Source organism: Erwinia sp. E_sp_B01_1, assembly GCF_036865545.1.
In the GTDB taxonomy this organism is placed as follows: domain Bacteria; phylum Pseudomonadota; class Gammaproteobacteria; order Enterobacterales; family Enterobacteriaceae; genus Erwinia.
Genome location: NZ_CP142208.1, coordinates 1,799,579 through 1,825,041 on the forward strand (window position 1 = coordinate 1,799,579; position 25,463 = coordinate 1,825,041).

Annotated in this window: 23 protein-coding genes and 1 pseudogene; 22 read left to right on the forward strand and 2 right to left on the reverse strand. The window is 54.4% G+C overall.

All coding sequences use genetic code 11. From position 1 onward, the window contains the following. Nucleotides 1-49 precede the first annotated feature (49 nt). Entirely contained in the window at nucleotides 50-1,702 is a 1,653-nt protein-coding gene (flgK, locus tag VRC33_RS08740) for a flagellar hook-associated protein FlgK (RefSeq protein ID WP_338562873.1), read from the forward strand. 21 nt (nucleotides 1,703-1,723) lie between these two features. After that, on the forward strand, nucleotides 1,724-2,689 hold the full coding sequence (gene flgL, locus VRC33_RS08745) for a flagellar hook-associated protein FlgL (RefSeq protein WP_338562875.1): 966 nt from the start codon (nucleotides 1,724-1,726) through the stop codon (nucleotides 2,687-2,689). Nucleotides 2,690-3,017: 328 nt separating this feature from the next. Here the strand turns inward: flgL and rne are convergent, their stop codons facing one another. Next, nucleotides 3,018-6,749 carry a ribonuclease E gene (gene rne / locus VRC33_RS08750; RefSeq protein WP_338562876.1) on the reverse strand — a complete coding sequence of 1,244 codons (3,732 nt, stop codon included), beginning with the start codon at nucleotides 6,747-6,749 and terminating at the stop codon, nucleotides 3,018-3,020. Nucleotides 6,750-7,318: 569 nt separating this feature from the next. Between rne and rluC the strand changes: the two genes are divergently transcribed. Next, nucleotides 7,319-8,281 carry a 23S rRNA pseudouridine(955/2504/2580) synthase RluC gene (rluC, locus tag VRC33_RS08755; RefSeq protein WP_338564194.1) on the forward strand — a complete coding sequence of 321 codons (963 nt, stop codon included), beginning with the start codon at nucleotides 7,319-7,321 and terminating at the stop codon, nucleotides 8,279-8,281. Between the two features lie 778 nt (nucleotides 8,282-9,059). On the opposite strand, the gene VRC33_RS08760 is transcribed toward rluC, so the two are convergent. Further along, a complete protein-coding gene (locus tag VRC33_RS08760) occupies nucleotides 9,060-9,641 on the reverse strand; it encodes a nucleoside triphosphate pyrophosphatase (protein WP_338562878.1) in 582 nt (193 codons plus the stop codon). A 141-nt stretch (nucleotides 9,642-9,782) separates the two neighbouring features. On the opposite strand from VRC33_RS08760, the gene yceD reads away from it, so the two are divergent. The 19 genes and pseudogenes from yceD to nagZ all read left to right on the forward strand — a co-directional run bounded on the left by yceD (nucleotide 9,783) and on the right by nagZ (nucleotide 25,456). Continuing rightward, nucleotides 9,783-10,304 (forward strand): 23S rRNA accumulation protein YceD, encoded by a 522-nt coding sequence (gene yceD / locus VRC33_RS08765; protein WP_338562880.1) that lies wholly within the window; start codon nucleotides 9,783-9,785, stop codon nucleotides 10,302-10,304. A gap of 15 nt (nucleotides 10,305-10,319) precedes the next feature. Continuing rightward, nucleotides 10,320-10,490, forward strand: a complete 171-nt coding sequence (gene rpmF / locus VRC33_RS08770) for a 50S ribosomal protein L32 (protein ID WP_013201675.1) — start codon at nucleotides 10,320-10,322, stop codon at nucleotides 10,488-10,490. Between the two features lie 26 nt (nucleotides 10,491-10,516). Next, nucleotides 10,517-11,551, forward strand: coding sequence for a phosphate acyltransferase PlsX (gene plsX, locus VRC33_RS08775; RefSeq protein ID WP_338562884.1), 1,035 nt, complete (start codon nucleotides 10,517-10,519; stop codon nucleotides 11,549-11,551). Between the two features lie 6 nt (nucleotides 11,552-11,557). Beyond that, entirely contained in the window at nucleotides 11,558-12,511 is a 954-nt protein-coding gene (locus VRC33_RS08780) for a beta-ketoacyl-ACP synthase III (RefSeq protein WP_338562886.1), read from the forward strand. 16 nt (nucleotides 12,512-12,527) lie between these two features. Next, a complete protein-coding gene (gene fabD / locus VRC33_RS08785; RefSeq protein WP_338562888.1) occupies nucleotides 12,528-13,451 on the forward strand; it encodes an ACP S-malonyltransferase in 924 nt (307 codons plus the stop codon). 19 nt (nucleotides 13,452-13,470) lie between these two features. Then, entirely contained in the window at nucleotides 13,471-14,205 is a 735-nt protein-coding gene (gene fabG, locus VRC33_RS08790; protein ID WP_338562890.1) for a 3-oxoacyl-ACP reductase FabG, read from the forward strand. 154 nt (nucleotides 14,206-14,359) lie between these two features. Continuing rightward, nucleotides 14,360-14,596 carry an acyl carrier protein gene (gene acpP / locus VRC33_RS08795; protein WP_004157115.1) on the forward strand — a complete coding sequence of 79 codons (237 nt, stop codon included), beginning with the start codon at nucleotides 14,360-14,362 and terminating at the stop codon, nucleotides 14,594-14,596. A gap of 94 nt (nucleotides 14,597-14,690) precedes the next feature. Beyond that, a complete protein-coding gene (fabF, locus tag VRC33_RS08800) occupies nucleotides 14,691-15,932 on the forward strand; it encodes a beta-ketoacyl-ACP synthase II (protein WP_338562892.1) in 1,242 nt (413 codons plus the stop codon). A gap of 161 nt (nucleotides 15,933-16,093) precedes the next feature. Next, nucleotides 16,094-16,894, forward strand: a complete 801-nt coding sequence (gene pabC, locus VRC33_RS08805; RefSeq protein ID WP_338562894.1) for an aminodeoxychorismate lyase — start codon at nucleotides 16,094-16,096, stop codon at nucleotides 16,892-16,894. Between the two features lie 12 nt (nucleotides 16,895-16,906). Continuing rightward, nucleotides 16,907-17,914, forward strand: a pseudogene (yceG, locus tag VRC33_RS08810) (cell division protein YceG); the annotation flags it as partial. Then, the gene (gene tmk / locus VRC33_RS08815; protein WP_338564196.1) at nucleotides 17,915-18,547 is read left to right on the forward strand and encodes a dTMP kinase; all 633 of its coding nucleotides are present in this window, start codon (nucleotides 17,915-17,917) and stop codon (nucleotides 18,545-18,547) included. Then, nucleotides 18,544-19,542: a DNA polymerase III subunit delta' gene (gene holB, locus VRC33_RS08820; protein WP_338562897.1), complete on the forward strand. Its 999-nt coding sequence runs from the start codon at nucleotides 18,544-18,546 to the stop codon at nucleotides 19,540-19,542. The genes tmk and holB overlap by 4 nt, the downstream gene beginning before the upstream one ends. A gap of 9 nt (nucleotides 19,543-19,551) precedes the next feature. Next, nucleotides 19,552-20,346, forward strand: coding sequence for a metal-dependent hydrolase (locus VRC33_RS08825; RefSeq protein ID WP_338562899.1), 795 nt, complete (start codon nucleotides 19,552-19,554; stop codon nucleotides 20,344-20,346). A 279-nt stretch (nucleotides 20,347-20,625) separates the two neighbouring features. Continuing rightward, a complete protein-coding gene (ptsG, locus tag VRC33_RS08830; protein ID WP_338562901.1) occupies nucleotides 20,626-22,059 on the forward strand; it encodes a PTS glucose transporter subunit IIBC in 1,434 nt (477 codons plus the stop codon). 176 nt (nucleotides 22,060-22,235) lie between these two features. After that, nucleotides 22,236-22,586 carry a purine nucleoside phosphoramidase gene (hinT, locus tag VRC33_RS08835; RefSeq protein WP_338562903.1) on the forward strand — a complete coding sequence of 117 codons (351 nt, stop codon included), beginning with the start codon at nucleotides 22,236-22,238 and terminating at the stop codon, nucleotides 22,584-22,586. A gap of 23 nt (nucleotides 22,587-22,609) precedes the next feature. Beyond that, nucleotides 22,610-22,978 carry a DUF1425 domain-containing protein gene (locus tag VRC33_RS08840; protein ID WP_338562905.1) on the forward strand — a complete coding sequence of 123 codons (369 nt, stop codon included), beginning with the start codon at nucleotides 22,610-22,612 and terminating at the stop codon, nucleotides 22,976-22,978. Between the two features lie 11 nt (nucleotides 22,979-22,989). After that, nucleotides 22,990-23,595, forward strand: a complete 606-nt coding sequence (gene lpoB / locus VRC33_RS08845) for a penicillin-binding protein activator LpoB (protein ID WP_338562907.1) — start codon at nucleotides 22,990-22,992, stop codon at nucleotides 23,593-23,595. Nucleotides 23,596-23,691: 96 nt separating this feature from the next. Then, entirely contained in the window at nucleotides 23,692-24,423 is a 732-nt protein-coding gene (thiK, locus tag VRC33_RS08850; RefSeq protein ID WP_338562909.1) for a thiamine kinase, read from the forward strand. A 22-nt stretch (nucleotides 24,424-24,445) separates the two neighbouring features. Then, nucleotides 24,446-25,456, forward strand: coding sequence for a beta-N-acetylhexosaminidase (gene nagZ / locus VRC33_RS08855; RefSeq protein ID WP_338562911.1), 1,011 nt, complete (start codon nucleotides 24,446-24,448; stop codon nucleotides 25,454-25,456). Nucleotides 25,457-25,463: the final 7 nt, after the last annotated feature.

Here is a 25,463-nt window from a genome sequence, read left to right on the forward strand (position 1 = left end):
CAGATTTTTCAAGCCGCCCGTGCTGTGTCAGGGTAAAATAGGAAACGCGATGGCTAACTTAATTAATACCGCAATGAGCGGATTAAACGCTGCTCAGGCTGCGTTGAATACCACCAGTAATAACATCAGTAACTACAGCGTTACCGGCTATTCACGCCAGACTACGGTGCTTAACCAGGCCAACAGCACGATGAGTGGCGGCCAGTATTATGGCAACGGCGTTTCCGTGGGAAGCGTGAACCGCGAATATGATGCGTTCATCACTAACCAGCTGCGCAGCGCAACCACGCAAAACAGTGCGTTGACCACGCAGTACACGCAGATGTCGAACATTGACGATATGTTTTCCGGCACCACCAACACCCTGTCGGCCAACATTCAGGACTTCTTCTCCTCACTGCAGACCCTGGTCAGCAACGCGGACGATCCTTCAGCCCGTCAGACCGTGCTGGGCAAGGCCGATGGCCTGGTAAACCAGTTCCAGGTGACCGACACCTATCTGCGCAATCTGGACAGCAGCCTGAATACCTCACTCACCGCCACGGTGGATCAGGTCAACAGCTATGCCAAACAGATCGCTAACGTTAACCAGCAGATCACTAAACTCACCGGTGCCAGTGGCGGCAATCCCCCTAACGATCTGCTGGATCAGCGCGATCAGCTGGTCACTGAACTCAACAAGCTGGTTGGCGTAACGGTCAGCCAGCAGGATGGCGGCAGCTATAACATCAGCATCGGCAACGGTATTTCACTGGTGCAGGGCGACAGCTACAGCAAGCTGGCCACCGTTCCTTCCAGTGCTGATCCGACGCGTAAAACCATTGCCAGCGTGGATTCAAGCACCGGCGCGACGACTGAAATCCCTGAGAAAATGCTGACCACCGGCTCACTGGGTGGCTTGTTAGCCTTCCGGACCGACCTTGATAGCGCACGTAATCAACTGGGTCAGTTGGCGATGGGCTTAGGTGACAGCTTTAACAAGCAGCACGAGGCTGGCTACGACAGCAATGGTGATAAAGGCGGGGCATTCTTTAGCCTGGGCAGTCCCTCTGTGACGTCGAACAGCAAGAACACCACGAATACTACCCTGACGGCGACCTGGAAGGATACCAGTGCAGTTCAGGCATCCAACTATAAAGTGACTTACAACGGTTCCGGATGGGATGTGACCCGTCTGTCTGATAATGCGACGCTAGCTGCCAACGCGACAACTGACGGCAGCGGCAACGCCACGCTGAGCTTCGATGGCCTGGAAATCGCGGTCAGCGGGTCACCTGCCAAACAGGACAGCTTCCTGGTGAAGCCGGTCAACGATGTGATCGTCAATATGGACGTGAATATCACTGATGAGTCTAAAGTTGCTGCAGCCGGTGCCGATGAAGGGATCAGTGACAATACCAATGCGCAGTCATTGCTTGATCTGCAAACTAAAAAGGTTATAGGCGGTAACAACACGCTGACTCAGGCTTACGCAAGTATGGTGGCTGACGTGGGTAACAAAACCAATAACCTGAAAACCACCAGCGCCACCCAGGGCAACGTTGTGACGCAGTTGAGCAATCAGCAGCAGTCCGTGTCGGGTGTAAACCTGGATGAAGAATACGGCAACCTGACGCGCTATCAGCAATATTACATGGCTAATGCGCAGGTTTTGCAGACCGCCACCACCATCTTTGACGCGCTGCTTGGCGCTGTTCGCTGATTACTGAACAAGGAATAAACCATGCGTCTCAGCACTTCAATGATGTATGACCAGCAAATGCGTGGGGTCACCAACTCACAGGCAAGCTGGCTGAAAGCGGGCGAACAGCTCTCTACCGGTAAACGCGTTATCAACCCTTCTGACGACCCGGTTGCCGCGGCGCAGGCCGTAGTGCTTAGCCAGGCCCAGGCGCAGACCAGCCAGTTTAAAACGGCACGGGTCTTTGCGACCAACAGCGTCAGTCAGGAAGAGACGAACCTGCAACAGGTGACTACGGTCATCCAGGGCGCTCAGAGCGTGGTAGTGGCCGCCGCCAGCGGCACGCTGTCTGACGACGACCGTCAGTCTTATGCGACCCAGCTTGAAGGGATGCGTGACCAGTTGCTGAACCTGGCGAACTCGACAGACGGCAATGGCCGCTATATGTTCGCCGGTTACAAAACTGATGCGGCGCCCTTTACAAAGGCAGCAGACGGCTCTGTAACTTATACCGGTGGCGATACGGCGATCACGCAGAAAGTGGATGCTAACAGGACTATGACCACCAGCCACACCGGCAGTCAGGTATTCCTGTCCGTCACCAGTAATGCTGAGAAAGATGCAGATGGCAATACTGTGGATGCCAACATTTTTGACACCCTGAATAACGCTATCAAAGCATTAAACACGCCCGTTGCTGATGCCAGCGATGCCGATACCAAAGCGGCGGCAGATGCAGTGAGCAAGCTGAGCCGTGGTCTCTCTAACTCGCTGAACAACGTCTCGAAAATTCGTTCTGAACTCGGGACACAGCTCAGTGAGCTGGAGAGCCTGGATGCCAAGGGCGAAGACACTGCACTGAATCAGTCCACGCAGATGAGCGGGCTGGTGGATGTGGATTACACCGCCGCTATTTCAAGCTATACCATGCAGCAGACGGCCTTACAGGCTTCTTATAAAGTCTTTACCGATATGTCCTCACTGTCTCTGTTTAAACTGAACGCCTGATCATCCAACTTTGAACGTGCTTTAACCGGGTACGTTCCTTTTCTCCCGCTGTCGTTTTTCGATAGCGGGTTTTTTTTGTCTTTTATCTGGCCCAATGCCGCGCTCACTCTGTTTCTCTGGCCATATTAATTACCGTAGCCGTAGCCGTAGCCGTAGCCGTCAGGCAGGCATGAGGGCAGACCGTTACAGGTAGCGGGCTGGAAAAGATGGCTGGCAGGAAGTAAGAGATAACAGGCAGGAAGAGAAATCGGGCATATCGGGCAGGAAGAGATAGCAGGTAAAAAAAAGCCCCGGTCGGAAGACCGGGGCTTTTTCAGTCAGGCATTAACTACTCTGGGCGGGTAGCCGGGGCAGTTGCCTGGTGAGTGGCAGAATGACCGCCAGCAGAACCCTTACCGTCAAAGTCAAAGGCAGGGCGAACCCAGTCACTCTGACGAGCCGGTGCAGGCTGATACTCAGGCGCAGGCGCTTTGGTCATCGGTGCCGTAGCGTGATGCTTGAAAGCAGGCTGAGCCGGAGCAGAGGTCTGCGGTGCAGCAGCAGGAGCCTCAGCCGGAGCAGAGGCCTGCGGTGCAGCAGCAGGAGCCACAGCCGGAGCAGAGACCTGCGGTGCAGCAGCAGGGGCCGCAGCCGGAGCAGAGGCCTGCGGTGCAGCAGCAGGAGCCGCAGCCGGAGCAGAGGCCTGCGGTGCAGCAGCAGGAGCCGCAGCCGGAGCAGAGGCCTGCGGTGCAGCAGCAGGAGCCTCAGCCGGAGCAGAGACCTGCGGTGCAGCAGCAGGAGGAGCTACAGGCTCGTCACGGGCTGGAACCGGTGCATGAGGCTCAGTCGCTTCAATGCGCTCAGCCACGGCTTCCGGTGCAGAGAGCACTTCTTTAACCTGCTGTTCAGTAGTTGGGCTGACATCAGCGGCAGTATCAGCAGCCTGCTGGCTGACTTTTTCTGCAATGCGCTGTTCTTCAGCCTGCTTAGCGTCTTCAACGATTTCTTCAACCGCATCAACAAAAGCTTCCACCGCCGGGCGGGTCTCTTCCGCTGGCAGCGCTTCCTGAGCAACAGCATCAGCGACAGGTTCATCAGCAGCAGAAATCACCGCAGGTTGTTCGTTAACCGGCGTTTCAATAGCGGCAGTTTCATCTGTGTTTACCAGCGTCACTTCCGGTTTATTTTCCGGCTGTGGCTCAGCGATATGCACTGGCTGGGCTTCGGCAACGTCAGCAGAGTGGGCCGCTTCAGTTGAGGCTACAGCAACGGCGTCCGCCGTATCCTGATGACCGTAATCCGGCACCACAGACTGCTCGTGCTCGTGCTCATCCGCAGCATGGGCTACCGGATAAGTGATCCACACTTTGCCTGATGCCATTTCCGGAGAAGCAGCAGCAAAGGTCAGTGGCATTGGCGACTGGTTAGGGTAACGCTCATCACGGTAACGACGACGACGCTGACCACTCACACGCAGATGACGTGGAGAGCGGCGCGAGCGGCGTGGCATGCTGTTGCTGTCACGATCTTCGCTTTCTTCCGCTTCGCTGTGGTTTTCCACTGCAACAGGAGCCTGAACGGGAGCCTCTTCTTCTGCCGGAGCGAAAGAGCGGGCTGCCGTTTGTTCAGCGGTTTCGATACGCACTTTCTGATCCAGCTGACGCGGTTTGCGACGCGGCATAACCTGAACGTGCTCTTCGCCTTCTGCCGCTTCTTCAATCGGCGCAGCTTCAGCAACCTGAGCCAGTTCTGCAACTTTCTCATCCTGTGGAGCCTGACGCTTTTCATCCTGACGACGACGCGGCTGACGCTCACGACGAGGCTGCTGCTGCTGTGACTCTTCAGCTACTGGCTGGAGATCGTCACGAACTTCTGCAGCGGCAGGTGCGTTACGCTTGTTACGACGGTTTTCTTCACGGTTTTCAGCAGCAGGATCGCGGTCGCGTACCATGCGCTCATTACGGTTAGAGTTACGGTCATTACGAGGGTTACGATCGTTGCGCTCGTTACGGTCTGAACGTTCAGTATTACGATCGGCATTGCGGTCAGTATTACGATCAGCATTACGGTCGTTGCGGTCAACATTGCGATCCGCGTTACGGTCATTGCGATCTGAATTGCGGTCGTTGCGATCTCCACCGCGGTCGTTACGGTCACCACTGCGATCGTTACGGTCACTGTAACGTTCTGAGCGGTCACCGTTATTACGGTCACGACGGTTGTTCTGACGGCGGTTGTTACGACGTTCACCGCGTGGTGGTGCCGCTTCCGGCGCTTTCTCTTCTTCCACAACTACTGGCTGAGGCTGCTCTGCTGGCTTCTCTTCACCGGCAAACATTTTCTTCAGACCACGGAAGAGACGACTCATCAGGCCTGGCTCTGCGGCAGCTGGTGCTGGCGCTGCAGGGGTTGCCTGAGGTTCAGCAGCAGCCTGAGGAGCAGCCGCTACGGCTTCCTGCGGGGCAGGAGGGGCATCAGGCATCACGAAAGCAGCCAGAGCCGGTTGCTCAGGGCGTTTACGCTCGGCATGCTCTTCTTCAGAAGGCAATGCCATTTCAGCTTCATGCAGCTTCGGCAGATGGTAGCTCAGGGTTTGCGTCTCTTCGCCACTGCGGACACGCAAAACAGAGTAATGCGGGGTTTGCATCTGATCGTTAGGAACGATGATCGCTTTCACGCCGCCCTGACGTTTTTCGATAGCGCTGACAGCTTCACGTTTTTCGTTCAGCAGGTAAGAAGCCACCTGGACCGGAACGATAGCGTGAACTTCTTTGGTGTTCTCTTTCAGCGCTTCTTCTTCAATCAGACGCAGGATAGAGAGAGCCAGCGATTCGTTATCACGGATGGTGCCGGTACCGCTGCAGCGTGGGCAAACGTGATGGCTGGACTCGCCCAGGGAAGGGCTGAGGCGCTGACGCGACATCTCCAGCAGGCCGAACCGGGAGATATGGCTGATCTGGATACGCGCACGATCCTGACGAACCGCTTCACGCAGGCGATTTTCTACCGCACGCTGGTGGCGCACTGGTGTCATATCGATAAAGTCGATAACGATCAGGCCGCCCAGGTCACGCAGACGCAGCTGGCGGGCAATTTCATCTGCCGCTTCCAGGTTGGTGTTGAAGGCGGTTTCCTCAATATCGCCACCGCGGGTTGCGCGGGCGGAGTTGATATCGATAGCGGTAAGCGCTTCAGTGGAGTCGATAACAATTGAGCCACCGGATGGCAGACGCACTTCACGCTGGAAGGCAGACTCAATCTGCGATTCGATCTGGTAATGGCTGAACAGCGGGATTTCACCGGTGTAAAGTTTGATTTTGCTGCTGAAGTCCGGACGACCCAACGCCGCAATGTGCTGACGGGCCAACTCCAGAACCTTCGGGTTATCGATAAGGATTTCACCGATATCCTGACGCAGATAGTCGCGGAACGCGCGGACAATGACGTTGCTCTCCTGATGGATCAGGAATGGAGCAGGGCGGCTATCAGCGGCTTTCTTAATGGCTTCCCAATGCTTCATACGGAAGCTCAAATCCCACTGCAATGCTTCAGCAGATTTGCCCACACCAGCAGTACGAACGATCAGACCCATGCCTTCAGGCAGCTCAAGTGCAGAAAGCGCTTCCTTAAGTTCAGTACGATCGTCGCCTTCAATACGACGGGAAATACCGCCAGCACGTGGGTTATTAGGCATCAACACCAGGTAGCTGCCGGCCAGGCTGATAAAGGTGGTTAAGGCTGCGCCTTTATTACCCCGTTCTTCTTTATCAATCTGAACGATAACTTCCTGACCTTCACGCAATACGTCCTTGATATTCGGGCGTCCGTGAGAGGAATAGTTGCTGGGAAAGTATTCGCGGGAGATTTCTTTCAGAGGGAGGAAACCGTGTCTTTCAGCACCGTAATCGACAAATGCTGCTTCAAGACTGGGTTCAATGCGAGTGATCTTGCCTTTATAGATGTTGGCTTTTTTCTGTTCGTGTCCTGGGCTTTCAATATCCAGGTCGTACAGGCGCTGTCCATCCACGAGAGCGACACGCAACTCTTCCTGCTGAGTTGCGTTTATCAACATTCTTTTCATCGTAACTTACTCATTATTCTTACATTAGTGACAAAGCTACGGGCAATAGTAACGCTGGACGCGAGTAACCGATGGCCCCGAGTCTCATCGCAAAGCCGTCAACCTCACGGTTGTCGCCTGCTAAGGGGCGCAAAATCTCGGCAGCCTGTTTTTCATTTGGAAAAACAGCGCTTTTAAAAAAGGGGGAACCGCCAGTGAGTAACCAGAGTGAACCAATCCCGTCTTGTCGTCCAGGCTGCAACCCGCAGCCCGCTAAATGCCTGATTACACAATACGTCTTACGCCATTGCTGCGTGTATGGGCTATCCGGCAAAACTTCTTATTACGCTATTTTCTTGTTTCACAAGGTTTAGCGGGTAAAACATTAGCATTATTCCATTGCTAACCTTGTGATAGCAAGGTGACTTTTGATGAAGGTGGCGTTTATTGCCGCTTTTAAAGAGATTTGCATCGCATTTCCACAAATTGCCCAAAAACTGGTCATAAATCATCACCCACAAGGGTCACTGTCAGTTAAGCACAGAAAAAGAAGTGGCGCTATCCTGGCGCTCTATTTAGAATCGCCGACCATGAAAACCAATACTCCAGCAGTCCGAATGGTGACGATTTCTGCCGATGAGGCAGGACAACGCATCGACAACTTTTTACGTACCCAGCTAAAAGGGGTGCCGAAGAGCATGATTTATCGCATTTTGCGTAAGGGCGAAGTGCGGGTGAACAAAGGGCGAATCAAGCCTGAATACAAACTTGAAGCGGGTGATGAGATCCGTATTCCGCCAGTAAGGGTGGCGGAGCGCGATGACGAGGCTGTGTCGCCTAAGCTGGATAAGGTGGCAGCGTTATCCGACGCGATCATTTTTGAAGACGATTACCTGCTGGTGCTGAACAAACCGTCAGGGACCGCCGTTCATGGTGGCAGCGGACTGAGCTTTGGCGTCATTGAAGGGCTGCGTGCGCTGCGTCCCGAAGCCCGTTTCCTGGAGCTGGTTCACCGTCTTGATCGTGATACCTCTGGCATCCTGCTGGTTGCTAAAAAGCGTTCAGCGCTGCGTTCGCTGCACGAGCAGTTGAGGGAGAAGGGGATGCAGAAGGATTATCTGGCGTTGGTACGCGGACAGTGGCCTTCTCATATCAAAGCAGTGCAGGCACCCTTGCTGAAAAATATTCTGCAAAGCGGCGAGCGAATTGTGCGGGTTAACAGCGAAGGTAAGCCATCTGAAACCCGTTTCAAAGTGGAAGAGCGCTATGCTCATGCCACGCTGGTAAAAGCCAGCCCGATTACGGGCCGTACTCATCAGATTCGTGTACATACCCTGCATGCGGGCCATCCCATCGCCTTTGACGATCGTTATGGCGAGCGCGACTTTGATGCCCAGCTTAAAGGAACCGGCCTGAAAAGGTTATTCCTGCATGCTGCCGCGCTGAAGTTCACCCATCCCAACACGGGCGAAGTCATGCGGGTTGAAGCGCCACTGGATAAAGAGTTGAAGCATTGCCTGGAAGTGTTGCGTAAAACTGCCCCGGCTAAATGATTTCAGGCTCAATTGCTCAATTGCTCATTTGCTCATTTGCTCAATTGCTCACTTGCTTAATTGTTTAAGGGCAAGGTCAGGAACGGCGCGGTGACAAGGCGTCGCCAGGGGGCCTGTTATCCGGGACGTCGTGAATCCGTCCCTGGAGACTTCGCAGCCACGTCCATGTGGCTGAGACCCGGTTAACAGGCCCCCTGGCGCCCCCTCATCTTCAGTGTCGTTGGCTAGCCTGGAGGCTGCACAGGTCAAAACCAAAACCTGAGTAACCGGTCATTATTCCTGTTACCTGTGGTTTTGACCTGTGTATCCCCATTACTGCAGGCGAAACTGAAACTAAAGGGAAGGGGGAGTGGGTTGATAAGCAAAGCGTCCCGGCACATGGACGTGCCGGGCCGAGCTGTCATGGATGACGCTTTTTGCGTCTTTGTGTTCAACCCACTCTTCCTGACCATGCCCCTGACCCTGAAGGCAACTTACCCCTTTTCAGATAACCACTCTTCCTGACCATGCCCCTGACCCTGAAGGCAACTTGCCCCTTTTCAGATAACCACTCTCCCTGACCATGCCCCTGACCCTGAAGGCAACTTACCCTTTTCAGATAACCACTCTTCCTGACCATGCCCCTGACCCTGAAGGCAACTTACCCCTTTTCAGATAACCACTCTTCCTGACCATGCCCCTGACCCTGAAGGCAACTTACCCCTTTTCAGATAACCACTCTTCCTGACCATGCCCTGACCCTGAAAGCAATTTACCTTTGCTCAACCAGCACCTTCTATTACGCTAACGGATCCACACCCACCTTACGCAGCATCTCGCATAAAGCAATCAGCGGTAGCCCTACCAGCGTATTAGGATCCCGGCCGGAAAGCCGGTCAAACAGCGTTATCCCTAATCCTTCGCTTTTAAAACTCCCGGCGCAATTCAGCGGCTGCTCTTTCGCAATATAATGGGCAATTTCTTTATCGGTAAGATGCCTGAAATCAACATTAAATGGCTCACAAATCACCTGCAGATGATTATTTGCACTGTCAAAAAGTGCCAGGCCAGTATAAAAAATGACGCTGTGCCCGCTTGCCTGACTTAATTGCTTGCGCGCGTTCTCCTCAGTGTGCGGCTTTCCGGTTATTTTGCCGTCAATCACACACACCTGATCCGAGCCAATAATAAAATGTTGTGGATACTTATCTGCCAGCGCCTGAGCTTTGGCAGCGGCAAGACGTTGTACTAAATCAATAGCAGATTCATTAACTTGAGGAGATTCATCTACCTCAGGTGCCGCGGTGATAAAGGCAAGGCCCAGCTTTTCCAGCAGGCTCTTTCTGAAAGGGGAGGTTGAAGCCAGTACAAGTTGTGTCATCTTTTTTCCAGAATAGATAGCGAATCACTTCAATGCATTTTAAACTGTGCGCCGCACTGGATGCGAATATTGGGTGAAAGATGCTGTAAACCGGCCTTTTTCTTTGACTCTATCTCGTTACAAAGATAATATGCGCGCCCTATGCAAAAGGTAAAATTACCCCTGACTCTTGATCCGGTTCGTACCGCTCAAAAACGCCTTGATTATCAGGGCGTCTACACCCCTGAACAGGTGAAGCGTATTGCCGAATCAGTAGTGAGCGTGGACACAGATGTAGAGTGCACCATGTCGTTCGCGATCGACAACCAGCGTTTAGCGGTACTTAACGGTACGGCTGCGGTCTCCGTAACGCTGTGCTGTCAACGCTGCGGCGGGTCATTCCCGCATCAGGCCCACGTAACGTATTGTTTCAGTCCGGTCGTCACTGACGAACAGGCTGAAGCACTGCCGGAAGCGTACGAGCCGATCGAGGTCAACGAGTTTGGCGAAATCGATCTGCTGGCGGTGGTTGAAGATGAAATTATCCTCGCCCTGCCTGTCGTTCCGGTGCATGATTCTGAACACTGTGAAGTGTCCGAGGCGGACATGGTCTTTGGTAAACTGCCTGAAGAGGCGGAAAAACCAAACCCATTTGCCGTATTAGCCAGTTTAAAGCGTAAGTAATTAGGAGTAAGGTCCATGGCCGTACAACAGAATAAACCAACCCGTTCCAAGCGTGGCATGCGTCGTTCACACGATGCTCTGACCACAGCATCTCTTTCCGTAGATAAAGTTTCTGGCGAAACGCATCTGCGTCACCACATCACTGCGGATGGTTACTACCGCGGTCGCAAGGTCATCGTTAAGTAATTCTTGCGGATACGCAAGGCGATACTTTGCCACGTCTGACCCTGGCGATAGATGCCATGGGCGGGGACTTCGGTCCCTGCGTGACAGTGCCTGCTGCAATGCAGGCACTGGCCTCTAACTCGCAACTGCATCTTCTTCTGGTCGGCGATCCCGACAACATCTCGTCATTACTCGCAAAAGCTGATTCCGCCTTACTGGCACGTCTGCAGATTATCCCTGCCGAGTCGGTTATTGCCAGTGATGCCAAACCTTCCCAGGCTATCAGACAGAGCCGGGGCACCTCAATGCGTGTGGCGCTTGAACTGGTGAAAGAAGGTAAGGCCGGGGCCTGCGTCAGCGCCGGAAACACCGGTGCGCTGATGGGCCTCGCTAAATTAATGCTCAAACCGCTGGATGGGATTGAGCGGCCCGCGCTGATGACGGTATTGCCGAATCAGCAAAAGGGAAAAACAGTCTTGCTGGACCTGGGCGCAAACGTGGAATCCGACAGCGCTATGCTGGTGCAGTTCGCGATCATGGGCGCGGTCATGGCAGAAGAGATTCTGTCGGTGGCCTCGCCACGCGTTGCGTTACTGAGCAATGGTCAGGAAGAGACCAAGGGATTGACGAGTATCCGGGACGCCGCAGCAATACTGCGTGAATTGCCAGATTTTAACTATATTGGATACCTCGAAGGGAACGATCTTCTTACCGGGAAGACGGACGTGCTTGTCTGCGATGGTTTTGTGGGCAATGTCACCCTGAAAACCATGGAAGGCATGGTAAGAATGTTTCTTTCGCTGATGACTTCACAAGGCGAAGGTAAAAAAAGGGCCTGGTGGATGAAGCTGACAGGGCGTTTGCTTAAAAAACGTCTGGCAAAGCGCTTCGGCCACCTCAACCCCGACCAGTACAATGGCGCCTGTCTGTTAGGATTGCGCGGCTCCGTGATTAAGAGTCATGGTGCAGCGAATCAACGCGCATTTACTGCAGCGATTGAACAGGCAGAGCAGGCGGTGCGGCGGCAAGTTCCCGAGCGGATTGCTGCCCGCCTTCAGGCTGTATTACCTAAGAGTGACTGAACGGACATGTATACGAAGATTCTTGGTACGGGCAGCTATTTGCCTGAGCAGGTGCGGACTAACGCCGATCTGGAAAAAATGGTAGATACCTCGGACGAGTGGATTGTCACCCGCACGGGGATCCGCGAGCGTCGCATTGCTGGCGCAGACGAAACTGTAGCAACGATGGGTTTCCATGCCGCCGAACGCGCACTGGAAATGGCTGGCGTTGATAAGAACGACATTGGGCTGATTGTGGTGGCCACCACCTCATCAAGCCACGCTTTCCCAAGTTCAGCCTGCATGATCCAGCAAATGCTGGAGATTGATGATGCCGCGGCATTTGACCTGGCGGCCGCGTGCGCAGGCTTCACTTATGCCTTAAGCGTGGCCGATCAGTACATCAAAAACGGCGCGGTAAAACATGCGCTGGTGATTGGTGCTGATGTGCTCGCGCGCATGCTCGATCCTGAAGATCGTGGCACCATTATCCTGTTTGGTGATGGCGCAGGTGCGGTAGTGCTGGGCGCAAGCGAAGAGCAGGGGATTATCTCTACTCATCTGCACGCCGATGGCCGTTATGGCCAGCTGCTGACGCTCTCCAATCAGGATCGTGAGAATCAGGATCAACCTTCTTACGTCACCATGGCCGGGAACGAAGTGTTCAAGGTAGCGGTGACGGAACTGGCCCATATCGTGGAAGAGACGCTGCAGGCGAACAACCTGGAACGTGAAGCGATTGACTGGCTGGTGCCACATCAGGCTAACCTGCGCATCATCAGCGCCACTGCCCGCAAGCTGGGCATGGGGATGGAAAAAGTCGTGGTAACCCTTGATCGTCACGGCAACACTTCCGCCGCTTCTGTGCCTTGCGCACTGGATGAAGCCGTGCGTGATGGTCGTATTCAGCGTGGTCAGCTTATTCTGCTGGAAGCCTTCGGCGGTGGATTCACCTGGGGCTCGGCGCTGGTTCGTTTTTGATTAACAGGACATAACAATGACGCAATTTGCTATGGTTTTCCCGGGACAGGGATCCCAGACGGTGGGTATGCTGGCTGAACTGGCTGCAGAGAACCCGACGGTAGAAAAAACCTTCCGTGAAGCCTCAGATGCTCTGGGCTACGACCTTTGGGCACTGGTGCAGCAGGGGCCGGTTGAAGAATTGAACAAAACCTGGCAGACTCAGCCGGCTTTACTGGCCGCATCTGTTGCTATTTTCCGCGTTTGGCAGGAAAAAGGCGGATCCACGCCTGCAATGCTGGCGGGACACAGCCTGGGCGAGTATAGTGCGCTGGTTTGTGCCGGGGTGATCGATTTCGCGGAAGCGATCAAACTGGTTGAATTGCGTGGCAAACTGATGCAGGAAGCGGTTCCGGAAGGAACGGGTGCGATGCAGGCCATTATCGGCCTGGATGACGCAGCCATTGCAAAAGCCTGTGAAGAGTCTGCACAGGGTCAGGTGGTTTCCCCTGTTAACTTTAATTCCCCTGGTCAGGTTGTTATTGCCGGAAATAAAGAAGCGGTAGAACGCGCTGGTGCAGCCTGCAAAGCAGCTGGCGCCAAACGTGCTCTTCCGTTACCTGTGAGCGTACCTTCTCACTGTGCTCTGATGAAACCCGCTGCCGATAAACTGGCCGCTGCACTGGAAGCACTGACCTTCAACGCCCCGACAGTTCCGGTGGTTAACAACGTTGATGTGCAGTGTGAAACCTCGCCTGAGGCGATCCGTAGTGCGCTGGTTCGTCAGCTGTACAACCCGGTCCGCTGGACCGGATGTGTGGAATTTATGGCACAGGAAGGCGTGACGTCGTTGCTGGAAGTTGGCCCTGGAAAGGTGCTGACCGGCCTGACGAAACGTATTGTTGACACCCTGACCGCGGCACCGGTAAACGATCCGGCCAGCCTGTCAGCGGCGCTTTAACAGTCAGACGAGGATGAACATGAGCTTTGAAGGAAAAATCGCACTGGTTACCGGTGCAAGTCGCGGCATTGGCCGTGCTATCGCAGAAACACTGGTAGCACGCGGCGCGAAAGTAGTCGGTACAGCGACCAGCCAGAGCGGCGCGGATGCCATCAGTGCTTATCTGGGCACGAATGGCAAAGGCTTGCTGCTGAATGTGACCGACAGCGCCTCAATTGAGAGCGTGTTGGAAAATATTCGTGCTGAATTTGGCGAAGTGGACATTTTAGTCAATAATGCTGGCATTACGCGTGATAATCTTCTGATGCGTATGAAGGATGATGAGTGGCAGGATATTCTGGACACCAATCTGACTTCCGTATTCCGCCTGTCAAAAGCGGTAATGCGCGCTATGATGAAGAAACGCGTAGGCCGAATTATTACCATTGGTTCCGTAGTCGGAACGATGGGTAATGCGGGCCAGGCAAACTACGCGGCAGCAAAAGCGGGTTTGATCGGCTTCAGCAAGTCACTGGCGCGTGAAATCGCGTCACGTGGTATTACCGTTAACGTCGTGGCTCCTGGTTTCATTGAAACCGACATGACGCGTGCGCTGACTGAAGATCAGCGTGCGGGCATTCTGGCGGAAGTGCCAGCGGGTCGCCTCGGCGGCGCGCAGGAAATCGCCAATGCCGTCGCATTTTTAGCCTCCGACGAGGCTGCGTACATCACTGGTGAGACGCTGCACGTCAACGGCGGGATGTATATGGTCTGATAATCACGAAAACTATTTGCGTTATTTGCGGTAAAACCCGCAAAATAAGGTAAATTCGTGGTTTGACCAGCCGGGATTTAGTTGCATCTTTTTCACCATTTTATACACTACGAAAACCATCGCGAAAGCGAGTTTTGATAGGAAATTTAATAGTATGAGCACTATCGAAGAACGCGTTAAGAAAATCATTGGCGAGCAGCTTGGCGTTAAGCAGGAAGAAGTTGTTAATACTGCCTCTTTTGTAGAAGATCTGGGCGCTGATTCTCTTGATACCGTTGAGCTGGTAATGGCTCTGGAAGAAGAGTTTGATACCGAGATTCCGGACGAAGAAGCTGAGAAAATCACTACCGTTCAGGCTGCTATTGATTACATCAATGGTCACCAGGCGTAAGTGAGCATCTCCAGGCGGTCATTCGACCGCCTGAGTTTTATCTGAAAGTCCCACACAGTGTCCCTGTCATTTTTTCCCTCCCTGGAGGACGAACGTGTCTAAGCGTCGTGTAGTTGTGACCGGTCTTGGCATGTTGTCTCCTGTCGGCAATACCGTAGAGTCTACCTGGAATGCTCTTGTTGCCGGTCAGAGTGGCATCAGCCTGATCGACCATTTTGATACTAGTGCCTACGCAACGCGTTTTGCTGGCTTAGTAAAGGATTTTAACTGTGAAGAATTTATCTCGCGCAAAGATCAGCGCAAGATGGATGCCTTCATTCAGTACGGCGTTGTCGCTGGCATTCAGGCCATGCAGGATTCCGGTCTGGTCATTACTGATGAGAATGCCGATCGTATTGGTGCCGCTATCGGCTCCGGTATCGGTGGTCTCGGTCTGATTGAAGAGAACCACGCTTCGCTGGTCAACGGCGGCCCGCGTAAAATCAGTCCTTTCTTCGTTCCCTCCACGATTGTGAACATGATAGCGGGTCACCTGACTATTATGTATGGCATGAAAGGCCCAAGTATCGCCATCTCCACGGCCTGTACTACCGGTGTGCATAACATTGGTCAGGCTGCGCGTATCATTGCGTATAACGATGCCGATGTGATGCTGGCTGGCGGAGCAGAAAAAGGCAGTACGCCGCTGGGTATAGGCGGCTTTGGCGCTGCACGTGCGCTCTCCACCCGCAATGAAGATTTCCAGGCGGCGAGCCGTCCCTGGGATAAAGATCGTGATGGCTTCGTGCTGGGCGATGGTGCGGGTCTGATGGTGCTGGAAGAGTACGAACACGCTAAAAAACGTGGTGCGAAAATTTATGCTGAGCTGGTTGGCTTTGGCATGAGCAGCGATGCTTACCATATGACCTCACCGCCTGAAGACGGTGCTGGCGCAGCCCTGGCAATGAAAAACGCACTGAAAGATGCGCAATTGTCGCCAGAGCAGATTGGTTATATCAACGCACACGGTACGTCCACGCCAGCCGGGGACAAAGCTGAAACACAGGCGGTGAAGAACATTTTCGGCGCAAGTGCGGCTACTGTGATGGTGAGTTCGACCAAATCCATGACCGGTCACCTTTTAGGTGCAGCTGGCGCGGTAGAGTCTATCTTCTCGATTCTTGCGCTGCGCGACCAGGTTATTCCGCCGACCATCAATCTGGATAATCCGGATGTGGGCTGCGATCTGGATTTTGTGCCACATACAGCACGTCAGGTAAAAGGTCTGGAGTACACGTTGTGTAACTCCTTCGGCTTTGGTGGAACCAACGGTTCGTTGATTTTCCGCAAAGTCTGATTTTTTGCCACTCCTGAAGGCCCGCTCAGACAGCGGGCCTTTTTTGTTTGCAACCCGGACGTTTTTTTCATTTCTGTACAATTCTGCACGGACAATCGGATGATTCTGCCGGGCTATGCGGGTAATCTTTACCGCTGTGCGATCTTCACGAGGGGAAAGTAATGATTTGGATAAACGGTGAACCTCAGGAAAGCCTCTCTGCCCGCGATCGTGCCATTCAGTTTGGTGACGGCTGCTTCACTACCGCGCGCATCTGGCAGGGTAAAGTGGTAGCCACAGAAGCCCACCTTGCGCGACTGACCCTGGGATGTGAGCGGCTGATGATCCGGAACGTAGACTGGACAGCGCTGCACGAAGAGATGCTTTTTGCTGCTTCGACCTGCAAGACTGGCGTTTTGAAGGTCATTCTTTCCCGTGGTCAGGGTGGAAGAGGGTACAGCGCCGCTGGTTGTGGCCAGCCAACCCGTCTGATCTATCTCTCGGATTATCCGGCTCACTACCTGCAGCTAAGGCAAACGGGCGTCAGGCTCGTCCTGAGCACCATCCGGCTGGGAAAAAACCCGCTGCTGGCGGGGATCAAACACCTCAACAGGCTTGAACAGGTGCTGATCCGTACAGAGCTTGACCAGACCGGCGCAGACGAGGCGGTGGTGCTTGACACTGACGGTAGCCTGGTGGAATGCTGTGCGGCAAATTTGTTCTGGCGCAAGGGAAAACAGGTGTTTACCCCCGATCTCAGCCAGTCGGGCGTCGACGGAATTCAGCGTCAGCAGTTAATTCAGCAGCTGCACGAAAAGGGCACCGAAGTGCAGATCGTCAGCCGACCTCCTGAAGTGCTGGCCGATGCAGATGAAGTTCTGATCACTAATGCCCTGATGCCGGTGCTGCCGGTGTATCAGATCGAAAACTGGCACTACTCCTCGCGTCACCTTTTCAACCTGCTACGCCCTCAAGACGATTAACAGGGAAATTTCATGACAGTAAAAAGAAAACTCTTCACCGGGATTGTGCTGATTATTGTGGCGGCCATTGCGTTCAGCTACTGGCAAATCCGTCAGTTTGCTGACTCAACACTGACCATCAATAAAGAAACTATTTTCACCCTGCCAGCCGGTTCGGGCCGGGTGGTGCTGGAAGCAGAGCTGAACAAGCAGCACATAGTGCCGCAGAGCCTGTGGTTTGGCTGGCTGCTGAAACTGGAGCCTGAACTGGCAAACTTTAAAGCCGGCACCTATCGCTTCACCCAGGGCATGACGGTACGCCAAATGCTGGAGCTGCTGGCCCTGGGGAAAGAAGCCCAGTTCCCGGTGCGTTTTGTAGAAGGAACGCGGATGCAGGAGTGGCTCGCAACGTTACGCAGTGCTCCCTACGTTAAACACACGCTGAGTGATGATAAGCTGGCAACCGTGGCTGCAGCGCTGAAATTATCAGAGCAGGATGTGGAAGGCTGGTTTTACCCGGACACCTATGCCTACACGGCTAACACCACGGATGTTGCCTTGCTGACGCGTGCCCATGAGCGCATGGTGAAACTGGTGGACGATCAGTGGCAGGGAAAGATTGAAAACTTGCCCTACAAAGACAAAAACGATTTAGTGACCATGGCTTCAATCATCGAAAAAGAGACGGCGGTAAGTGAAGAGCGCAGTAAAGTTGCCTCGGTCTTTATTAACCGTCTGCGCCTTGGCATGCGGCTGCAAACCGATCCCACGGTCATTTATGGTATGGGTGAAAACTATAAAGGCGCGCTGACACGTAAAGATCTGGAGACGCCAACGTCTTATAATACCTACGTTATTTCGGGTATGCCGCCAGGCCCTATTGCTATGCCAGGAAAAGCTTCGCTGGAAGCAGCAGCACACCCGCTGAAAACTAACTTTCTCTACTTTGTGGCCGATGGTAAAGGGGGGCACACCTTTACCACCAATCTTGCCAGCCATAATCGTGCCGTGCAGGCCTGGCGTCTGGCGGTAAAGGAAAAAATGGACAGTAAATTCATCGTCATTGAAGGACTTGAAGGCGCGGGCAAAACCACTGCGCGCGAGGTTATCGTTGCTACTCTGCGTGAGCAGGGGATAGCCGAGATCGTTTTTACCCGTGAACCCGGCGGAACACCCCTGGCGGAAAAACTGCGTGAGCTGATCAAGCAGGGAATCGAAGGCGAGCAGGTTACCGATCAGGCTGAGCTACTGATGCTCTATGCCGCACGCGTGCAGCTGGTGGAAAATGTGATCAAACCCGCGCTGGCACGGGGAGCCTGGGTGGTTGGCGATCGCCACGATCTCTCTTCTCAGGCCTATCAGGGCGGCGGACGTGGCATGGACCGGGTGCTGATGGCTCAGCTTAAACAGAGCGTGCTGGGGACATTTTCCCCGGATATGACGCTCTACCTCGATGTGACGCCAGAAATTGGTCTGCAACGTGCCAGAGCACGGGGCGAGCTGGATCGAATCGAGCAGGAGTCGCTGAACTTCTTTATCCGCACCCGTGAGCGCTATCTGGCGCTGGCGGCTGAAGATAAACGTATCAAAACAATTGATGCCACGCGCTCGCTGGAAGAGGTTTCACAAGCTATCCGTAACACGCTGCTGACCTGGCTGAAGGGCCAGCAATGAACTGGTATCCCTGGCTGAATCAGCCTTACCGTCAAATCATCAGCCAGCATCAGGCCGGCCGGGGCCACCATGCCCTGCTGGTCCAGGCATTGCCAGGGATGGGGGATGCCTCGCTGGCGTGGGGCATCAGTCGCTGGCTGATGTGTCAGCGCCGGGACGATTTAAAAAGCTGCGGCAAGTGTCATGCCTGCGAGTTAATGCAGGCTCACACCCATCCTGACTGGTATAGCCTGGAAGCAGAAAAGGGCAAAAGTTCGCTGGGGATTGATGCAGTCCGCGGCGTAACGGAAAAGCTTTATCATCATGCTCAACAGGGCGGGGCCAAAGTCGTCTGGATCCCGGATGCGGCACAGTTAACTGAAGCAGCAGCCAATGCCTTACTGAAAACGCTGGAGGAGCCGCCGAAAAATACCTGGTTCCTGCTCAGCAGTCAGCAGCCCGCGCTACTTCTGGCAACCCTGCGCAGCCGCTGTCTTAACTTCCACCTTGCTCCTCCGGATGAAGCCCAGAGCCTGAACTGGTTGCTGAAGCAGAAGCCGGTAACGGAACAGGATGGGATGACTGCACTGCGGCTCAGCGGCGGTGCCCCGGCTGCGGCTGCGGAGCTGTCAGAGGAAAAGAGCTGGGCATCCCGGCAGGCGCTGTGCCTCGCGCTGCCCACGGCTTTACGGCAGGATATGCTAAGCTTGCTGGCCGTGCTGAACCATGATAACGCCGTACAACGCACCGGCTGGCTCTGCGCCCTGCTGGTGGATGCCCTGAAATGGCAGCAGGGCGGCGGCCAGTATATCGCCAACGTCGATCAACAGGCGCTGATTGCGGAGATAGCTTTACAGCTGCCCGCCAACGCGCTGGATCAGAGCGTTCGTCAGTGGATGGTCTGCCGCGATCGCCTGCTTAACGTAGTGGCCGTAAACCGTGAATTATTATTAACTGACCAGTTGCTGGGGTGGGAGCAAATGCTGCACGCCTCGCCAACTGGCCTGTCCGGATAGAGAGTAATTATGTTTTTAGTAGATTCGCATTGCCACCTTGATGGTCTGGATTATGAATCACAGCACCAGGACGTCAGTGACGTGCTGGCAAAAGCTGCCGCCCGTGACGTCAAATTTATGCTGGCAGTAGCCACCACGCTTCCCGGATACAAAGCGATGACCACGCTGATTGGCGATCGTCCCAACGTGGCATACTCCTGCGGCGTTCATCCGCTGAATCAGGAAGAAGCCTACGACTTTGCCGAACTGCGTCAGCTGGCAGCGGATGAGCGGGTGATAGCCATGGGTGAAACCGGGCTGGATTACTTCTATCAACAGGAGACCAAAGCGCAGCAGCAGGCCTCTTTCCGCGAGCACATCCGCACAGGACGTGACCTGAATAAACCGGTGATTGTGCACACCCGCGAGGCGCGAGAAGACACGCTGGCAATACTGAAAGAAGAAAAAGTTGAAGGCTGCGGCGGCGTACTGCACTGCTTTACCGAAGATCGCGATACGGCGAAAAAACTGCTGGATATGGGCTTTTATATCTCCTTCTCTGGCATCGTCACCTTCCGCAATGCGGAGACGATCCGCGAAGCTGCCCGTTATGTACCGCTTGATCGAATACTGGTGGAAACTGACTCGCCCTACCTGGCCCCTGTTCCACATCGTGGCAAAGAGAATCAGCCGGCTTATACCCGCGATGTCGCCGAATACATGGCGGTACTGAAAGGGGTGAGCATTGAGCAGATGGCTGAAGCGACCACGCAAAACTTTTCAAAACTGTTCCATGTTCCGCTCTCCAGGCTGACGGACAGCTGAATTCCTCCTGAGCACTATTTATACCCTGTCTTTCCGCATTGCTCTGTTGGGGCAATGCGTTTTTTTATGCTGAAAACGGGCGTTGATTGCGCTGTTCTACTGGCATAGTGCCAGATGTTAAATAAAACGTGATAGCCATCAAACAATGTTTTGCCGATTTATTTTACTCTTCGTAATAAATACCCAGAGCGCAAAGACGCTCACCTAAAAGCGGGAATCTCCCTCCCGTTATCGCGCTGAACGCGTGGAAACAGCACTTATACTCAGGAGCTTCACATTATGTTCAAAAATGCCTTTGCAAACCTGCAAAAGGTGGGCAAATCCCTGATGTTACCGGTCTCGGTTCTGCCGATTGCCGGTATTTTATTGGGGGTGGGTTCCGCCAATTTCAGCTGGCTGCCACTGGTAGTGTCACAGGTGATGGCTGAAGCGGGTGGATCCGTCTTTGCCAACATGCCGTTAATCTTTGCGATTGGTGTCGCGCTGGGCTTTACCAATAATGACGGTGTCTCCGCCCTTGCGGCCGTTGTAGCTTACGGGATCATGGTGAAAACCATGGCGGTAGTGGCTCCCCTGGTACTGCATCTGCCAGCGGCTCAGATTGAAGCCAGCCACCTTGCAGATACCGGCGTTCTCGGCGGGATCATTGCAGGTTCCATTGCGGCCTGGATGTTTAACCGTTTCTACCGTATCAAGCTGCCGGAATATCTGGGCTTCTTTGCCGGTAAACGTTTTGTTCCTATTATCTCTGGCTTTACTGCCATCTTCCTGGGTGTGGTGCTGTCATTTATCTGGCCGCCAATTGGCTCAGCGATTCAGGACTTCTCCCAGTGGGCGGCTTATCAGAACCCGGTGGTGGCCTTTGGTCTTTACGGTCTGATTGAGCGTACGCTGGTGCCGTTTGGTCTGCATCACATCTGGAACGTACCTTTCCAGATGCAGATTGGTGAGTTTACCAACGCCGCAGGCCAGATTTTCCACGGGGATATTCCACGTTATATGGCGGGCGATCCTACTGCCGGTATGCTCTCCGGCGGCTTCCTGTTCAAAATGTACGGTCTGCCAGCGGCAGCGATTGCCATCTGGCACTCTGCCAAACCAGAGAACCGCGCAAAAGTGGGCGGGATTATGATCTCAGCGGCACTGACCTCATTCCTGACCGGCATCACCGAACCGATCGAGTTCTCCTTTATGTTCGTGGCGCCGGTGCTGTATGGGATCCATATCCTGCTGGCTGGCCTGGCCTTCCCAATCTGTATTCTGCTGGGTATGCGTGATGGCACCAGCTTCTCACACGGTCTGATCGACTTTGTGGTGTTGAGTGGAAACAGCAGCAAAATCTGGTTGTTCCCGCTGGTGGGGATCGTTTATGGCCTGGTTTACTACACGCTATTCCGCCTGGTGATTGCCAAATTCAACCTGAAAACACCGGGCCGTGAAGAGACCAGCGCAGAGCAATCTACCGGTTCTGCCACTGAAATGGCGGGCAACCTGGTGGCCGCGTTTGGCGGTAAAGAAAACATCACCAATCTGGATGCCTGTATCACCCGCTTGCGGGTCAGCGTGGCTGACGTGGCAAAAGTGAATCAGCCAGAGCTGAAAAAACTGGGCGCGGCCGGTGTAGTGGTCGCGGGATCGGGCGTTCAGGCCATCTTTGGCACGAAATCTGATAACCTGAAAACGGATATGGACGACTTTATCCGTAGTACCTGATTGGCAATGCCTGACCATGGTAAACAGGGGGCGAAAGCCCCCTTTTTTATCGCTGAATCAGGGCCAGATGCTGCAAACACGCGCAATTAAAGTAAGAAAAGTGACGGGAAGGTTGAAAGAAAACAAATAACTCGCTCATACTGCCAGAACTCATCTCTTTGCTAAGGATTTGCCCCATGGCCGAAGAAACGATTTTCAGTAAAATTATCCGACGTGAAATCCCTGCGGACATCGTCTATCAGGACGATCTGGTTACTGCCTTCCGGGATATCTCACCCAAAGCCCCAACCCATATTCTGGTCATTCCTAATATTCTGATCCCCACAGCTAACGATGCCGTAGCCGGTCACGAAGCTGCGCTGGGACGCATGATCACCATTGCCGCCAAAATTGCTAAAGATGAAGGCATTGCAGAAGATGGCTACCGGCTGATCATGAACTGCAATCAGCACGGCGGTCAGGAGGTCTATCACATCCATCTGCATCTGCTTGGCGGTAAGCCTTTAGGCCCGATGCTGGCCGGGTAATTTTGATGCGGACAAAAATGATTATGCGGACTCTTGTCACAGGCATTACGTTGTTGGCGCTGCTCAGCGGCTGCAGCAGCGAGCATGCTACCATCAACACGTCTCAGTCGCTGGTGATGGAATCTTCCGTACTCTCTGCCGGGATCACCACTGATGAGCCGGTGATTTCTGAGCATGAAGGGCAGCAGCGGGCATCAGCCGTGCTTTACAACCAGCAGGATAAAGCGGTGACGGTAAACTACCGCTTCTACTGGTATGACGAAAATGGTCTGGAAATTACCCCGTTTGAACGTCCGCGTACCGCTTCCGTAGCGGCAAACAGCAAAGTTGAAATTTCATCGCAAACGGGTAACCTGACGGCCAGTAAAGTCAGGCTCTATCTGTATCTTTAGGAGATTATTGCGTGGAAAGGAAAGTATTTAAACTCTCAGGCGTGATGTTACTGGCGCTGATCCTCAGTGGCTGTGTCACTGAACAACAGCGCCAACAGCCTCCTGCGCCCGTTGAACCGGCTCAGCCCACTCAGCCGACTCAGCCCGTACCGCCGCCGGTTCAGCCTCAGCCGGGTGAAACCGTGCCGCAGCCGCCGAAACTCCAGTCGATTAACTGGGATGCCAGCGTCAGCCCAATGATCGCCCGGATGTTAAAAGCAGACGGCGTGACGGCAGGCAGCGTATTGCTGGTGGACGGCGTGAAAAACAGTACCAATGGCAGTCTGCAAACGTCCAAAGCCACGGCAGCCCTGCAATCTGCGCTGGAAAACAATACCCAGTTTACCCTGGTGACTCCACAGCAGTTGGCAACCGCTAAGCAGACGCTTGGCCTGTCGGCTGAAGACAGCCTGGGATCGCGCAGCAAAGCCGTGGGTCTGGCCCGATACGTCAACGCCCAGTACGTGCTTTACAGCAACGCTCAGGGTGAGGTGAAATCTCCCACGCTGCAGATGCAGTTGATGCTGGTACAGACCGGTGAAATTATCTGGTCAGGCAATGGTGTCGTACAGCATTGATCCGGCGTTAAGCAGACTACTTTCCCAACAGTATCCGGCGGCGCAATCCGCCGGTTCTTTTTTCCGCTTTCCGGGCTCACCGGTCAGACGGGTAAAGTGGTGGTGGGGGATATCACCCTGCTGGCGCGGCATCAGAATAAGGCTGCCCCGGTTCCGGGCGTGGACCGTCGTCGCGAATACCATATTTTACGCAAGCTTTCTGGCCGTCATCTCGCGCCTGAGGTCTGCGGTTATGCCGGCGAGTGGCTACTGCTGAGCTGGCAGGCTGGGGAGGTGTTAGATCATCAGACGTTTGTTCAGCAGCTTGAACCGCTTGCCCGGCAGGTGGCCACTCTGCATCAACAGCGGCTCAGTGGCTACCGACTCTCCGTATTAAAGCTGCTGGAGCAATACTGGCTACTGAGCAGGCCAGAGCGGCGGCATCATAGCTGGCTGCGTGCGCTTCAGCGTTTGCAGCAGCGGGGCGAACCCAGACCCCTGCGTCTGGCGCTGTTACATATGGATATTCATGCCGGTAACGTTATCCGGCATAACGAGGAAATACGGCTTATCGACTGGGAGTATGCCAGCGATGGGGATGTGGCGCTGGAGCTGGCAGCTATCGTTGCGGGGAATAACCTGGATTGCCAACAGCAGACTCAACTCATCGCCGTTTATGCGCAGCAGCAGAAGCTGGATCCGTCACTGCTTGGCAGACAAATGCGCCGCTGGCAGCCGTGGTTGCGGCTGCTGATGGCCAGCTGGTATGAGTTACGCTGGCAGCAAAGTCAGGATGCGATGTTTTTCACGCTGGCAGCAGAAGCCTGGCAGCGAGTGTTATCAGATTAAGAGGTGAAGTGTGGGACCGGTAATGTTAGACGTGCACGGCTATGAGCTGGATGCAGAAGAGCGTGAAATCTTGAAGCACCCACTGGTAGGTGGGCTGATCCTGTTTGCCCGTAATTATCACGATCCTCAGCAGCTGGCGGAGCTGGTCCGTCAGATTCGTGAGGCTTCCCGGCATCGTCTGGTGGTGGCTGTGGATCAGGAGGGCGGCCGCGTTCAGCGCTTCCGCGAAGGCTTTACTCCTCTGCCCGCGATGCAGGCTTTCCACGCCCTGAACAACGAGGCGAAAGCGGCAGAGCTGGCAGAGCAGGCCGGCTGGCTGATGGCTTCAGAAATGATCGCCATGGACATTGATATCAGTTTTGCTCCGGTCCTGGATATCGGTCACGGCAGCGCGGCCATTGGTGAGCGAAGCTTCCATGAGGATCCGGCGATTGCGCTGCGTATGGCCCGTCAGTTTATTCGCGGCATGCACGCTGCCGGTATGAAAACGACCGGCAAGCATTTCCCTGGCCACGGTGCCGTCAGCGCAGATTCCCATAAGGAGACACCAAGGGACGATCGCAGCGAGCAGGAGATCCGCCAGCATGACATGCAAATCTTCAAAACGCTGATCGGGGAACAGGCGCTGGACGCTATTATGCCAGCCCACGTTATCTATACTCAGATAGATCCCCGACCCGCCAGCGGCTCCTCCCACTGGCTGAAAACCGTGCTGCGTGGCGAGTTGGGCTACGATGGCGTGATCTTCTCCGATGACCTGTCGATGGAAGGCGCGGCGATTATGGGCAGCTATGCCGAGCGGGGGCAGGCTTCGCTGGATGCGGGCTGCGATATGATTCTGGTCTGCAACAATCGCCAGGGCGCAGTCAGCGTGCTGGATAATCTGTCGCCGATCAACGCAGAACGCGTCAGCAGGCTGTACCATCGTGGCACATTTACCCGCCAGCAACTGCTGGATTCTCCCCGCTGGAAAGAGGCGAATCAGGCCCTGACCGCGCTGCAAACGCGCTGGCTGGAGCAGAAAGGCAGCTGACGGCAAT

What these genes read in the sequence shown, in the direction of transcription:
- flgK (WP_338562873.1), top strand. Translation starts at nt 50, where the DNA reads ATGGCTAACTTAATTAATACCGCAATGAGCGGATTAAACGCTGCTCAG.
- flgL (WP_338562875.1), top strand. Translation starts at nt 1,724, where the DNA reads ATGCGTCTCAGCACTTCAATGATGTATGACCAGCAAATGCGTGGGGTC.
- rne (WP_338562876.1), bottom strand. Translation starts at nt 6,749, where the DNA reads ATGAAAAGAATGTTGATAAACGCAACTCAGCAGGAAGAGTTGCGTGTC.
- rluC (WP_338564194.1), top strand. Translation starts at nt 7,319, where the DNA reads ATGAAAACCAATACTCCAGCAGTCCGAATGGTGACGATTTCTGCCGAT.
- VRC33_RS08760 (WP_338562878.1), bottom strand. Translation starts at nt 9,641, where the DNA reads ATGACACAACTTGTACTGGCTTCAACCTCCCCTTTCAGAAAGAGCCTG.
- yceD (WP_338562880.1), top strand. Translation starts at nt 9,783, where the DNA reads ATGCAAAAGGTAAAATTACCCCTGACTCTTGATCCGGTTCGTACCGCT.
- rpmF (WP_013201675.1), top strand. Translation starts at nt 10,320, where the DNA reads ATGGCCGTACAACAGAATAAACCAACCCGTTCCAAGCGTGGCATGCGT.
- VRC33_RS08780 (WP_338562886.1), top strand. Translation starts at nt 11,558, where the DNA reads ATGTATACGAAGATTCTTGGTACGGGCAGCTATTTGCCTGAGCAGGTG.
- fabD (WP_338562888.1), top strand. Translation starts at nt 12,528, where the DNA reads ATGACGCAATTTGCTATGGTTTTCCCGGGACAGGGATCCCAGACGGTG.
- fabG (WP_338562890.1), top strand. Translation starts at nt 13,471, where the DNA reads ATGAGCTTTGAAGGAAAAATCGCACTGGTTACCGGTGCAAGTCGCGGC.
- acpP (WP_004157115.1), top strand. Translation starts at nt 14,360, where the DNA reads ATGAGCACTATCGAAGAACGCGTTAAGAAAATCATTGGCGAGCAGCTT.
- pabC (WP_338562894.1), top strand. Translation starts at nt 16,094, where the DNA reads ATGATTTGGATAAACGGTGAACCTCAGGAAAGCCTCTCTGCCCGCGAT.
- tmk (WP_338564196.1), top strand. Translation starts at nt 17,915, where the DNA reads ATGGACAGTAAATTCATCGTCATTGAAGGACTTGAAGGCGCGGGCAAA.
- holB (WP_338562897.1), top strand. Translation starts at nt 18,544, where the DNA reads ATGAACTGGTATCCCTGGCTGAATCAGCCTTACCGTCAAATCATCAGC.
- VRC33_RS08825 (WP_338562899.1), top strand. Translation starts at nt 19,552, where the DNA reads ATGTTTTTAGTAGATTCGCATTGCCACCTTGATGGTCTGGATTATGAA.
- ptsG (WP_338562901.1), top strand. Translation starts at nt 20,626, where the DNA reads ATGTTCAAAAATGCCTTTGCAAACCTGCAAAAGGTGGGCAAATCCCTG.
- hinT (WP_338562903.1), top strand. Translation starts at nt 22,236, where the DNA reads ATGGCCGAAGAAACGATTTTCAGTAAAATTATCCGACGTGAAATCCCT.
- VRC33_RS08840 (WP_338562905.1), top strand. Translation starts at nt 22,610, where the DNA reads ATGCGGACTCTTGTCACAGGCATTACGTTGTTGGCGCTGCTCAGCGGC.
- nagZ (WP_338562911.1), top strand. Translation starts at nt 24,446, where the DNA reads ATGTTAGACGTGCACGGCTATGAGCTGGATGCAGAAGAGCGTGAAATC.